A 13,166-nucleotide genomic window follows, 5' to 3' on the forward strand; every position below is an offset into this window, starting at 1 on the left:
TTAAAGAAAATAAAAATAAAAAATCGCCTAAATCAACTTAATTTAGGCGATTTTTTATTTCCTACATAATTCAAATTTTTAAAATATAATAGTAATATAATGGAAAATACTTGACATTTTAATATCTAAGAAAATGTCCTGTCAAGTTAAATTATTTAGACTTGATTATGCTTATATTGATTTTGTTTGTGATTTGATTCTCATAAGATAATTGCGAAGATTTTGTAATAGGTTGTTCTGTTCTTTTGGCCGATAACAAAAAAGCAGACCGTCGTTATTGATGGCCTGCTTTCTATTTAATGATTGCGATTTCTAATAAGAAATCTAACTATTATTTCAACTTGTTTTCGGTATCAATATAATTACCTGTAATAGTTACTCCACTATTTTTAGTTACTTTTCCATAAATGGTAATTGAAGAATTTCCAATAAAATTAATTTTTGCACCGCTGTTAAGTCTTAGATCACCCCAAATTACTACTGATCCTTCTATTTGTAATGTGGCATTACTATTAATGATAAGTTCTGTTGGGTTTGACTGCTGATATTTACCCTGAGCTAAGCTTCCTCTTATGTTAAAAGTACCTCCGCTGTTTAGGATCAAACCATTCTGAATTGATATAGAACCACAATGGGTTAATATACCGCCTGAATTTACTATCGCTGAATTTATCGCAGTAGATCCTGAAAACGATTTGATTTCATTTGAATTTAAAATTAAATCTTTACCCTGATTGTAAGTTCCATATTGAGAACAGCTGGTAAATGCTGAATTAGGTTTCTCCATCTTAATAATTTTTAATCCACTTTTGCCACTTGCAACATAGATATAATTACCACTGGATTTAACATAGTTTGATGATCCCGAAATTCCTAAAGTGCCTAATAAATTAAGTTGCTCTCCACTTTGATAAACATTAAGTCCTGCTGCACCATTTGCAACAAAAACATATCCTTCGTTTGCAGAAACTGCATTTGTAACATTATCCTCTCCTGCAGCAGTTATACTTAAAGTTTGTAATTTTGAACCAGTATTAATATCGTAAACGCCTAAGCCGTTATATCCTTCAGAAACTAAAATTTTTGTTCCGTTAATTTCCATTGTTCTTTTTGCACCGCTCACATCTGTTGGTATACTAAAGTTTTTTTGCAGAGCCAGATTTGACTGATTGTAAACATTTACTCCTTTAGTCCCGCTTAAGGTTATAACCTTATCATTGTTTAATGCAACTGATCGTAAATCTTCTGTAGTTACATTTGCAACAATTGCCTTAGTTGAACTATTAAATTTATAAAGGCTTCCCTTATCGCCTGTGACAGCAAAGTAAGAAGAACCATTTGCCGTAACATCAGTTGTAACTCTGCTTTCTAAATAATTGATTTTGTATTTATCCGTAAGCAAACCAGAATTCAATTGCATATTGATTACTATTGAAGGACTTGCTAACAATGGATCTGTATCTACATCTTTTGCGGCTCCAATAATTAAATTGCCATTAGAATAGCTGAGTGAAGTTATATCTGTATTAGCAATTAAAGCAGAAGTAACTAGTTTAGGTTTGTAAGGGTCTGAAACATCAATAACATCAATTGCTCCTGAGTACGCATCTCCTCTCATAATGTAAGATACGTATGCATAGTTTCCATTTACAACAACATGACTAGCCTGTAATGTTCTACCATCTTTATCAACTGGTGGATTTATTTCTGCAATCTGTACTAAAGGGAGACTGGTTGTTCCTGTGTTGGAAAATTTTCCGGTTGCAATATTGTTATCTATTGAAATTACTCCAGAATTGGCATAATCAAGTCTTTTATTTAAAGAAGTTTGATCCGTAGTTATAGTAATATTTTTTGCTGACTGATTGTTATTTGAGATATCATCATTATTTTCACATCCTATTAATAGTGACATAGCTAAAAATGAAAATAAGTAAATATTTTTTCTCATAAGTTGTGATTGGATTTTTAAAATTCGGTGCAAATGTAAGCTGTTTTTTTGCAACATAATGCAGGTAAAAATGTTAATTTTTTCAATAAAAGCGCTTGTTTTACAGTTGTTTAGCTTTAAGTGTATTTTGACGGATTTTACTAACACTTTATCGTAAAAAAAGAGAGCATCAAATTTTGATGCTCTCTTTTGCTAAAATTAAGATAACGTTTTATCTCCTTCCGTGGCCATGATCATCACGTCTTTCGTGTCTGTCATGTCTATCGTGTCTGTCATCTCTATCATGATGTTTATAGTTTTTATGGTGATCACGGTGACGGTCATTATACGCATATCTAGGTCGTGGTTCGTAACATCTTTGTGGCGCACCGTGGTATCCTTTATAGTATTTTACTTTATGTCTGTCAAAATATTTATAAGGAGTTCTTCCATGGTAGTCATTTAAAACTACTTTATAGCCTCCATATAAGTCGTAATTTCTGTAAGGTCTTGGCAAATAAGAGGTTCTAACCCATCTTCCTGCTCCAAAATAAATGAATTGTGAAGCACGTACATCATAATAAGCTTCAATATCCGGAAGATAATAATATTCTACTTCTGAATATCCAACTGGTCCCCAGGCAGGAGGTGTTCCTATGTTTACATTTACAGATACCTGAGCTTGTGTCGAATTTGCAATGATTAGAAATAATCCTACGATTGCTATTTTGATTGTTTTCATTTTTAATACTTTTTTAATGTTAATCTATATGTGGATATTCATATATTGTGCCAAAACATAAAAGGTAAATGTGTTTTGAATGTAAAAAACAATCTAAAAAGTAATAGTTAAATCGTATCTTGTTGATTATTAATTTGTTTTAGTTAGAAATAAAAAAACAAAAAATGCTTATTTATATTCCACAATTTTAGGTTTTCCTAATTCAAAAGACTGAAGTCCGATGTCCTGAGTTTCAAATGTATTAGTTTTAAAGATACTTTCGCCCTGAAACGGGATGGTAGGATAATATGAAATTGAAAGCTGAAATGCGCTAAAAACAAGATAATCATTACTTATTAAAACTCCCACACCAATTTTTGAAAAATATTTATTTTGCAGCAATCCTGAAGAACTGTTTCCTAATACAGCAATAGAATAATTAAAATAGGGATTCAGCCTAAAGCCTAAAACTTCTTTAGGAGCATATGTCTGAGTTTGTAAAGTTAGTACCATTTTGCTTTTTCCGTAATATGCTGCATTAAAACCTGCAAGACCATAGTTTTCATTTATAGTAAGCTGATCTCCCACAGAGCTAGCTCTGTTGATTCCTATAACCATTTCAGGTTTAATAAATTGTCTTAACTTCCATTCTCCTAACGTCAATAGGCTAGTAAAATAATTTGCCTTTAATGAAATTGAGGTCTGATATGTCTTGGATTGATTAAAAAAAGTGCCAATCTCAAAGTTAGTACTCAAAAAACCCCATTTGTAATAGTCCCCAAAAGAAGCCTGGGCACCTACGTATGGCCGCCATATTTTATTTTTATACTGATATCCAAGTGTTATGCCATAGATCCTTCCAATTGGAACATCTTCGGTAAAACCATTTCTAAAAATATAATTATCTTTCACGAATTCCCTTGTATTTATTCCGAATCCCATTAAAAATTGTTTTTCGTCAGAAAAAAAATTAATAGTATCAAATTCAAAATTAGGTTTTTCAGTGTAATCAATGTTTAAAAAGCGTCCGGACACAATCAAATTAGTAGTTCTCTCCTTTTTTTTAGGATTTACCCCAGTTATGTTAAATGCTTTTCCGGCCCAAAAATCATGCGAGTTATACTTAAATGGCTGGTATTCATATTTTAATGTTGCATCCTGTAATGTGTCTCGTCGATATTGTTGTTCCATAATAATACCACCAGCCCATTTGGCCAAAGGAGAATAAAATGGTCTTTCGAAAGCAATACCTTTGATATAGTTGTCATCTAAATCATTGAAATATTTAAATTTTGTAGTAACAAAAGTGTTTTTAATGTTAGGTATTGTATATAGAGCATTATGACCATTATGTCCATCCTCAAATCTGTTAGAAAATTTATATTCTAGCTGCTGTCCGGTACCAACGAAGTTACGGTCATTAAATCCAATACCAATCCGCGAACTTGATATTGAAAATTTTGGAATTAAGCTCCAGGTATCAAGAACACGAACCGTAATATCAATTGAGTCATTTGTTGGAGAAACCAATTCCTCAGATATATTTACTTTACTTACGAATTTTTGGGATCTTATAATACGTTCAGTTTCTTTTATTTTATAAGTGTCGTAAGCAGAGTTTTTTCTAAAAAGTAATAAATTCTGAATTGCAAATCTTTTCGTCTTGAGGTGTAATTTATTTCCTGTTCTTTCTCCCCAATTTTTAGGAACCATAGTCGAATCTGTATCAGATTGTCCAAACGGATCTAAGGTTATAATTCTGATGTTGCGAATAATTTTTCCATCTACATTAGGCAAGTGTTCCTTTTCGACTAATGTTTTGTTCTTTTTTTTTATTTTAGCAGGCTTGAAAATTATTTTTCTTAAGAAATTAGTAAACTTACTTTTTTCAGAAAGCTTTTTAATTTTATGATATTTTTCAAGGCTATCTTTTTTAGTCTGTTTTTCTTGTGAAAAGGTGCTTTGGGAAAAATTCCAAAGAAAAATTAAAAAGAAGAATATTTTTACAAACCTGTAAGACATGCTAATAAAGTTAGCTTAAATTATTGATTTTTTATCATATAATTAAACTGAGAATAAATATTTAGTTTTCAGTTTTTAATTTTTTAATACGCCAGGTAAATTTTTTTGGCATATGATTTCCCATAACATAGCCCCAAGGTTCTAAAGATTCTATTCTATCAAAAATAATTTTTAAAATAGCCAGTAATGGTATTGCTAAAAACATCCCTGAAATTCCTGCAACACCACCTCCAATGGTAATGCCTATTATCGAAACCATAGCATTTATTTCGACTTTTGAGTTGATGATTAAAGGTACAAGTATATTATTATCAATAAGTTGAACAATTATGTTTACTACAAGAATGCCTATAATCATAGATATTTCAGGTGTTCCTGAAAGAGAAGATAAGATGGTTAAAATACCTGCAATCATAATTCCGATGTAGGGAATTAAATTTAAGATACCAGTCATAAGTCCAAGTAAAATAAAATATTTTGCTCCTATAATCCATAATCCTAAACCTGTCAAAATAGAAACTACAAACATTTCAAATATAAGTCCCAAGATGTAATTGTTTATCGAAATTTTTATTTGAGTAATGATTTGTTGCAATTTCGCATGGTCTTCTTTATCAAATAATTTTGCTAAAAAAAGAATAAAATGAGTCTTATATAATAGGAATAAAAATGTAAAAACAACTACAAGCATACAATTAAACAATACTTCACTTAATGATCCTATCGCCATTCCTATAGTTCCGGATCCATTTTGTACAGAATCGCTGGTTACTTTTTCAATGTATTTTTTTTGTTCCCAGATACTGATTTGAAATTGTTCATGGATATAAGACTGGACATTATTGAAAAATGATATTGCATTCTTTTTAATGATATCAAAATCATTTGCAATGTCAGTAACCTGATAAGAAATGAAAGCCAGGATTGCAGCGATACAAAGTACAAAAATCAGGACTGAGATAAAAGAAGCGATATAAATAGGTAAGCGTAATTTAAAATGCAAAAAAGAATGTACCGGCAATAGTAAAACCGTAAACATAAATGCCAGCATCACTGGAGTTATTATATTACTTCCGATGTAAGTTATGGCTCCAATACAGATTAAACTTAACAATATAAATGTAAGTTTTGCATAAAAGGGCAATAGTAAAGGTTGATTCATTTTTTGATTTTTTAAACTAAAGTTATGCTAAACAAATTTTCAAATTTATTTGTTTAAAATCGTTCCAGCTTTTAAATTTTAGTTTATAAAATTCCCATAAAGGGTTAATCAAAAAATTCTTTGTCCTCATATACTGGAGGCATAATCGAAATTCCTTTTTGTAATAAAAGATTGTTTGGGTAGATAATTTTTTCCCCTTCTTTAGTTTTTAAATTCACATGAAAAGCATTGATGTCCTCTATTTCTGCTTCAATAGGAAAATCTTTATCGTGGATTTTTATGGTGTCGCCAATTCTAAAAGGAAATGAAAAAAATAAGATCATTCCGGATGTTATATTGCTTAAAATAGACCACTGTGCAAACATAGCAACACCAATTACAGTGGCAATGGAAGAAACAGTTATAAAAATATCTTTCGTCTCAACCCCCCAAATAACAATCAAACCTATTGTTACCAAAATATTCATTAAAATATGAATGTATTTAATAACCAGATTAGTGCGGTGTTCTAATAAGTGAGTAGTACTGGCATATCTACGTACCAATTGCGCAATAATAACACGCAGAGCAGCTAAGGCTAACAGGAGAATTATAGTGGTTAGAATTTCCTTGCTATATTCTTTAAATGAAAACATAAATTAAATTTTACTCTAAGATACTCAAATATTCGTAAACCTTTGCAGTTGGAAGCCCCATAACATTGGTATATGAACCTTCAACTTTTGCAACAGCCATAAAACCAAACCATTCCTGTATGCCATAGGCTCCGGCTTTATCATACGGTTTATAATTTTCTATGTAATACAAAATAGCTTCATCAGATAAATTGTTGAAAGTTACTTTTGTAATATCATTTAAAACAGTAGAAGCAGAGCTGGTTTTAAAACAGACTGATGTAATCACTTCATGAGTTGTACCTGACATTGATTTTATCATTTCAAAAGCATCCTCGGCATTTTTTGGCTTTCCTAATGCTTTATTTTGATGCCATACAATAGTGTCACTAGTTACTAAAATTTCATTTTCTTTTAATTCTCCTTCAAAGACATTTGCTTTTAGTAATGCTAAAAAGTCTGTAATTTCAACAGCCTTTAATTCAGGTGGATAGATTTCTTCAACATCTTTTAACCTGATTTCGAAGTCAAGATCCAGGTCTTTGAAAAATTGCTGTCTTCGGGGTGAGCCAGAAGCTAGGATTAGCTTGTATTTTTTTAGTTTTTCTTTAAGCATTATAATGAATGTTTAAGGTAATGACTACAATTGATAGAATTCCGAAAAGTAGAATGAGTTTGAGTAAAGTGCTTAAATGTTTGAACTCTTTTTTTGACTTTGCAGTAAATGTTTTGATTATAAAGTAAAGCAGTGGTGCCAAAACTAACGCAAATGCATATAAAGTAGCTATAAATAGTCCATTTTCTACAAGATAGTTTTTAATATAAAGCAATAATAAAATGAAAGGTATGATTGTCAGCACAGAAGCAATTTTAGCAGTTCGGCTAATACCAATAGCAATAGGAAGCGTGTTCATTCCCTGATTATAATCTCCGTTAACATCTTCTATATCTTTGATTATTTCCCTGATAAAATTAATCATAAAAGCAAATATGGCATAATCCGTTAAAATAGAAAACAAACTGGTCATTTGTGCTTTGTTTTCTGCTATTGTTGCCGGAAAAATATCGAAAATACCAATAATGATAACGCTCATTGCTAATAAAAAAGCCACAACAAGATTCCCTAAAACCATAATTTGTTTTAAGGTTGTGGAATAAAAATAAAGCATTGAAGCGATTAATATAAAAATAGTTGCAAATCCCGGTCTCTGTATCACATTCGATAAATAGAAACCAATTCCAACGCCAGTAATATTAAGAACGATATAAATGTTATAACCTAAAGATTCTGATACAGTTTTTCCAATGATAACATCCTGAGGTTTGTTTATCTGATCAGTTTCAGTATCAAAAATGTTATTAATTACATAGCCGGCTCCTGCAATCAAAACGGTACTTAAAACTAATAGAGCATATTGCCAGTCTGACAAGGCTAAGGGGATATTTTGACCTTTTAAAAAAGCATAACGAAATAAAACCTGCATAAAAGCAAGCATTAACAGATTTTGATAACGAATAAGTTTGAGGTATTTCATTTTGATTTGAAGGTTTGGATTAACAATTAATAATTAAAAGCAGATAATTATTTAGTCGTGTTTTCCATTAAAATATTCCATCCATTTTCCCTGCACTTTCATGACTTGTTCGATAACATCACGTACAGCGCCTCTTCCGCCTTTAACATGCGAAACGTAACGGCAGATATTCTTAATTTCAGGACTTGCATCTTGCGGGCAGGTTGGTAAACCTACTAATTTCATAACATGAAAATCAGGAATATCATCGCCCATGTATAACACATTTTCTGGTTTTATTTTATGTGTTTCAGTATACTGCTTAAAAGTTTCTACTTTATCCGGAGTTCCTAAATGTATGTCTGAAATTCCTAAATTACGCAATCTTATACGAACGCCTTCATTGCTTCCGCCTGAAATAATGCATACGTTAAAACCACTTTCTACAGCAGCTTTCAGTGCGTAACCATCGCGGATATTCATGGTGCGAAGCATTTCTCCTTCATTGGTTACAAAAACGGAACTGTCTGTAAGTACGCCATCAACATCAAAAACAAACGTTGTTATGTCATTCATTATTTCTTTAAAGTGCTTTGCCATTATGTTGTATAGATTGTGTTAAGAGTTTATAGATATTTCTTTGGTTTTCATCGGTCAGATAATTAAGATGTGCCTCAATGGTAGTAGAATCATGGCGTTTCGCCGGCCCTGTCTGTGCATTAGCAGGGCTAAGGACTTTTATTTTATCTGCAGTTTCAAGAATTAAAGGTTTTAAAATATCAAAAGGAACCTGATTGTTTACACAAATTTCCTGCCCTATTTGATATAAATGATTCGTGAAGTTGTTCACAAATACAGCCGAAACATGCAATGCTTTTCTTTGCTCTGAACTAATTGAAAAAACGGCTTCAGAAATACTTTTTGCTACGGTATCTAAAATAGTGTAGTCTTCCGGATTTTCTGCTTCCAGACAAATTGGGATAATTGAGAAATCAACAGACTTTGCTTTAGAAAAAGTTTGTAAAGGATAAAAAACGCCTTTTCTGTTTTTTGAGTCTAAAACATCAATCGAAGTTGTGCCAGATGTATGAACAACCAATTGGTTTTTAAAGGGAAGCTGTTCTGAAACCTCTAAAATAGCATCATCAGAAACAGAAATTATATATAAATCGGATTCATGCAAATTGGCAAATTCTGTAACAATTCGATCAGCATTTACTAAATTAAGCACTGATTCTTTTTTTCTGGAATAGACTTGTACAATTTCAATCTGTTCACTTTTAGTGAAAGCTTTTATCAAATGTTGTGCAACATTTCCGGAACCAATTACTGTTATTTTAATCATAACGCAAAATTAGCATTTTTTTAAAGAAATTGAAACGTCAAAGTTTTGAATTGCGCTTTATAAAATTTGAAGGCAGACAATATAATAAGTCTTTAAAATTGAATTGTAATAGAAAACCTGTTTAATTGGAAATCCTTTGATTTCAGAATACTCTTTTTGGTTTTTATTAACAAAAGACAAATACTTCAAATCAACAATTTTAAGTACTTTTGTGCCACTTTTTATACACAGTAATTCCTTCAAAAATGGATAAAAAAATATTCTCTTTTTTGTTTTCTACAAGATTAATGGCCGTTCTTTTTTTAACATTTGCAATTGCAATGGGTATCGGAACTTTTATCGAAAGTAAATACAATACTGATACAGCCCGAATTTTAATTTACAATACATGGTGGTTTGAAGCTATAATGGTATTTTTTATGATTAATTTCTTTGGAAACATTAAGCGCTATCAGTTATTGAAAAAAGAAAAATGGGCAACTTTATTACTGCATGTTGCTTTTATTTTTATTCTTTTGGGAGCATTTATTACACGCTATATCAGTTATGAAGGCATGATGCCAATTCGCGAAGGAGCAGCTGAAAACCAAATCTATTCAGATAAAACATTTTTAACTGTTTTTGCAGATGGAGAATATAAAGGAGAAATGAAACGCAGGACTTTTGAGAAAAGTCTTTTGTTATCCCCGGTTACCAATAATGATTTTACGCTTTCAGGTCAATTTGATGAAACTCCTTTTGAGATTAGTTATGTGAATTATATTATGGGAGCCAAAGAAACCATAAAACCGGATCCAAAAGGAACTTTATATATTAAATTAGTTGAAGCCGGAGCCGGTGGTCGTGAAGAACATTTCTTAAAAGAGGGAGAAGTCCAAAATATACATAATGTTTTATTTGCTTTGAATAAACCAACAGATGGTGCGATAAATATTAATACAACCGGAAAAGAATATACCATTCAGACTCCTTTCGAAGGTGATTTTATGCGAATGGCAGATCAGTTAAAAGGAAAAGTAACGAAAGACAATGTACAGCCTTTAATGATGCGTTCTTTATACAGTATTGGTGATATCCGAATCGTATTTCCGGATCCAGCAGTAAGAGGAGTTGTTGATTATGAGTCGAATAATGACTACAAAGCAAAATCCCATAGAGATGCATTAATTGTAAAAGTTAAGGCAGACGGCCAGGAAAAAGAAGTACGTCTGTTAGGTTCTAAAGGAAGTGTAGGAGAGCCTCAAACTGTCAAAATTGGAAAAATTGAATACAGTTTATTCTACGGAAGTAAAGCATACATTCTGCCTTTTAAAGTAAAACTAAACGATTTCATTGCTACTAAATACCCGGGAACAGAAAAAAGTTATTCTGCATTTGAAAGTAAGGTTACTGTTCAGGATTCTTCTGAAACTTTTGATGCCAGAATTTATATGAACCATGTTTTAGATTATAAAGGATACCGTTTTTTTCAGTCTTCTTTTGATCCGGATGAAAAAGGTACTGTATTGTCTGTAAATCATGATTTTTGGGGAACATCGATAACTTATTTAGGATATTTTATGCTGTTTTTTGGTCTGATGGCTATCATGTTTACCAAAGGTTCCCGTTTTACAGATCTAAAACGTAAACTTGAGAAAGTAAAAGAGAAAAAAGCAAAATTGATTACAATTTTAGTTTTGATGTTGAGCTTTAACGGTTTTGCACAAGAGCCACATGTACATACACCGGGAGACAATCATAACCACAATCATACACACACTCATAACGATGATCCTAATGATCATGCCAATCACGTAACACGACCGCCAAGCCAGAAACAAATAGATTCATTGCTGAATATTTACAAAGCACCGGAAGCTCACGCTGCAAAGTTTGGTCGTCTGATTATTCAGGATGCTGGTGGGAGAATGAAGCCTATTAATACTTTCTCCTCTGAATTATTACGAAAAGTAAGCCACAGTGATACATATAACGGAATGAATTCTGATCAGGTATTTTTATCAATGACACAATATGCCCAGGTTTGGATTCAGGTTCCTATTATTTATTTAAGAGCAGGAAACGATAGTATCAGGAAAATCATTGGAGTAGATAAAGAAGCAAAAAACGCACCTTTTGTGAAATTTTTTGATCAGAATGGTAATTATAAATTATCTCCTTATTTAGATGCAGCTTATAAAGCAGCAAACCCTAATCAGTTTGAAAAAGATTTTATTGAAACCGACAAAAAGGTCAACCTGATGGAATCTGCATTAAGCGGAAGTATTTTGAAAATATTTCCTGTTCCAAATCATCCGGGCGATAAATGGATTTCATATCTGGAATTGGAACATGCGGGTTTAAAAGGAATGGAAGCAACTTATACCAAACAAATCCTGCCACTTTATTTCAATGCCTTAAATAATGGATCTATTTCAAAAGATTTTAAAACGGCCGATGATTTAGTCGAAAGCATCAACGGTTTCCAAAAGAAATTTGGCGCTAAAGTACGCCCAAGTGAAGAAAAAATTGATGCCGAAATCGCTTACAATAAATACGATGTTTTTCAAAAATTAACATATTGGTACATTACAGCAGCAATCATCATGTTTATTTTTACAATCGTAAATATCTTTTTTGAAAAAAAATGGATTCGTTTTTGTGTAAATGCATGTCATATTGTTATTGGACTTTTTTTTGCATTGCACACTTTAGGCTTAATTGCACGTTGGTATATTTCGGGACACGCTCCCTGGAGTAATGCTTACGAATCTATCATATATGTAGCTTGGTCCACAATGTTTTTTGGATTAGCTTTTGATAGAAAATCAAAATTAACTGTTGCTTCATCAGCTTTTGTGACAGCGATGATTTTAATGTCGGCGTATTTGAACTGGATTGATCCGGAAATTGCAAATTTACAGCCTGTTCTTAATTCATATTGGTTAATGATTCACGTTGCGGTAATTGTAGCAAGTTACGGTCCAACTGCATTAGGATTTATACTTGGTTTTGTGTCATTACTATTGATTTTCTTTACAACAGAAAAAAACAAAGCCAAAATGGATTTAAACATACAGGAAATCACATACATCAACGAAATGGCATTGACAATCGGATTGATTATGTTAACGATAGGGAACTTCCTTGGAGGACAATGGGCCAATGAAAGCTGGGGACGTTACTGGGGTTGGGACCCAAAAGAAACCTGGGCATTAATCTCAATTATGGTGTATGCTTTTATAATTCACGCCCGTTTTGTACCTGCATTACGAGGAAAATGGACATTCAATCTGATGAGTATGTTTGGTTTTATATCCATTTTGTTCACCTATTATGGTGTGAATTTCCACTTAGTTGGTCTGCATTCATACGCGAGCGGAGAAGCAAAATCCCTTGACTGGATATATTATTCACTATTAGCGATTTCAGTGATAGGGGCTGTAACGTATCCTAAATACCGAAAATATTATAAAAAATAATAAATGCTATTTTATGTAGAAAGGTTCAGCTATTATGGTTGAACCTTTTTTGTTTATAATAATGAAGTTTATGAATTTGAAATTTTAGGAGCTATTTCCTGCTGTACACTATATCTTTTGTAGCGAACCCCGCTACAAAAGGATGCCATTCCCATCAGGGCTAGTGCTTCAGTTTTCATAATAAGCCTTGGTGGAAATGAAAATATTTCTCAGCTTAAGTCTATAGGTTTTAGGAGTTTTATTAAAAATGTTAAATCCATATTTACACAAAAAAAAGAGGCTGTCTCAAAAGGACAGCTTCTTTTCGTTTATAAAAAATTAAGATAGCTATAAAAAATTAATTCGGTTTTCGGAATTCGGCTTTAAAGATGATTTTCCTTTTTTTGACTGATTTTTA

Annotated in this window: 10 protein-coding genes; 1 reads left to right on the forward strand and 9 read right to left on the reverse strand. The window is 31.9% G+C overall.

Annotated features, from left to right (window positions below; genetic code table 11):
• Nucleotides 1-331 precede the first annotated feature (331 nt).
• The 9 genes from K8B81_RS08805 to K8B81_RS08845 all read right to left on the reverse strand — a co-directional run bounded on the left by K8B81_RS08805 (nucleotide 332) and on the right by K8B81_RS08845 (nucleotide 9,308).
• Nucleotides 332-1,951, reverse strand: coding sequence for an LVIVD repeat-containing protein (locus tag K8B81_RS08805; RefSeq protein ID WP_223680943.1), 1,620 nt, complete (start codon nucleotides 1,949-1,951; stop codon nucleotides 332-334).
• Between the two features lie 211 nt (nucleotides 1,952-2,162).
• Nucleotides 2,163-2,672 (reverse strand): hypothetical protein, encoded by a 510-nt coding sequence (locus tag K8B81_RS08810; protein ID WP_223680945.1) that lies wholly within the window; start codon nucleotides 2,670-2,672, stop codon nucleotides 2,163-2,165.
• A 168-nt stretch (nucleotides 2,673-2,840) separates the two neighbouring features.
• Nucleotides 2,841-4,673: a hypothetical protein gene (locus K8B81_RS08815; protein WP_223680947.1), complete on the reverse strand. Its 1,833-nt coding sequence runs from the start codon at nucleotides 4,671-4,673 to the stop codon at nucleotides 2,841-2,843.
• A gap of 61 nt (nucleotides 4,674-4,734) precedes the next feature.
• A complete protein-coding gene (locus K8B81_RS08820; RefSeq protein ID WP_025572935.1) occupies nucleotides 4,735-5,835 on the reverse strand; it encodes an AI-2E family transporter in 1,101 nt (366 codons plus the stop codon).
• A gap of 104 nt (nucleotides 5,836-5,939) precedes the next feature.
• Nucleotides 5,940-6,470 carry a mechanosensitive ion channel domain-containing protein gene (locus K8B81_RS08825; protein ID WP_025572934.1) on the reverse strand — a complete coding sequence of 177 codons (531 nt, stop codon included), beginning with the start codon at nucleotides 6,468-6,470 and terminating at the stop codon, nucleotides 5,940-5,942.
• Nucleotides 6,471-6,480: 10 nt separating this feature from the next.
• Complete coding sequence (locus K8B81_RS08830) at nucleotides 6,481-7,065, reverse strand: Maf-like protein (protein ID WP_025572933.1); 585 nt, start codon at nucleotides 7,063-7,065, stop codon at nucleotides 6,481-6,483.
• A complete protein-coding gene (locus tag K8B81_RS08835; protein WP_223680949.1) occupies nucleotides 7,058-7,984 on the reverse strand; it encodes a geranylgeranylglycerol-phosphate geranylgeranyltransferase in 927 nt (308 codons plus the stop codon). Before K8B81_RS08835 ends, K8B81_RS08830 begins: the two co-directional genes overlap by 8 nt.
• A 51-nt stretch (nucleotides 7,985-8,035) precedes the next feature.
• Nucleotides 8,036-8,563, reverse strand: coding sequence for a KdsC family phosphatase (locus K8B81_RS08840; RefSeq protein WP_223680951.1), 528 nt, complete (start codon nucleotides 8,561-8,563; stop codon nucleotides 8,036-8,038).
• Nucleotides 8,547-9,308 (reverse strand): Rossmann-like and DUF2520 domain-containing protein, encoded by a 762-nt coding sequence (locus K8B81_RS08845; protein ID WP_223680953.1) that lies wholly within the window; start codon nucleotides 9,306-9,308, stop codon nucleotides 8,547-8,549. Before K8B81_RS08845 ends, K8B81_RS08840 begins: the two co-directional genes overlap by 17 nt.
• Nucleotides 9,309-9,553: 245 nt before the next feature.
• Between K8B81_RS08845 and ccsA the strand changes: the two genes are divergently transcribed.
• Nucleotides 9,554-12,769 carry a cytochrome c biogenesis protein CcsA gene (gene ccsA / locus K8B81_RS08850; RefSeq protein WP_223680955.1) on the forward strand — a complete coding sequence of 1,072 codons (3,216 nt, stop codon included), beginning with the start codon at nucleotides 9,554-9,556 and terminating at the stop codon, nucleotides 12,767-12,769.
• The last annotated feature ends 397 nt before the right edge of the window (nucleotides 12,770-13,166 follow it).

Origin of the sequence: Flavobacterium hibisci (assembly GCF_020026925.1) — a bacterium.
Lineage (GTDB): Bacteria > Bacteroidota > Bacteroidia > Flavobacteriales > Flavobacteriaceae > Flavobacterium > Flavobacterium hibisci.

Excerpts from the sequence above, each read along its gene's own strand:
- K8B81_RS08825 (WP_025572934.1), bottom strand. The coding sequence starts at position 6,470 with ATGTTTTCATTTAAAGAATATAGCAAGGAAATTCTAACCACTATAATT.
- K8B81_RS08830 (WP_025572933.1), bottom strand. The coding sequence starts at position 7,065 with ATGCTTAAAGAAAAACTAAAAAAATACAAGCTAATCCTAGCTTCTGGC.
- K8B81_RS08840 (WP_223680951.1), bottom strand. The coding sequence starts at position 8,563 with ATGGCAAAGCACTTTAAAGAAATAATGAATGACATAACAACGTTTGTT.
- K8B81_RS08810 (WP_223680945.1), bottom strand. The coding sequence starts at position 2,672 with ATGAAAACAATCAAAATAGCAATCGTAGGATTATTTCTAATCATTGCA.
- K8B81_RS08805 (WP_223680943.1), bottom strand. The coding sequence starts at position 1,951 with ATGAGAAAAAATATTTACTTATTTTCATTTTTAGCTATGTCACTATTA.
- K8B81_RS08815 (WP_223680947.1), bottom strand. The coding sequence starts at position 4,673 with ATGTCTTACAGGTTTGTAAAAATATTCTTCTTTTTAATTTTTCTTTGG.
- K8B81_RS08835 (WP_223680949.1), bottom strand. The coding sequence starts at position 7,984 with ATGAAATACCTCAAACTTATTCGTTATCAAAATCTGTTAATGCTTGCT.
- K8B81_RS08820 (WP_025572935.1), bottom strand. The coding sequence starts at position 5,835 with ATGAATCAACCTTTACTATTGCCCTTTTATGCAAAACTTACATTTATA.
- K8B81_RS08845 (WP_223680953.1), bottom strand. The coding sequence starts at position 9,308 with ATGATTAAAATAACAGTAATTGGTTCCGGAAATGTTGCACAACATTTG.
- ccsA (WP_223680955.1), top strand. The coding sequence starts at position 9,554 with ATGGATAAAAAAATATTCTCTTTTTTGTTTTCTACAAGATTAATGGCC.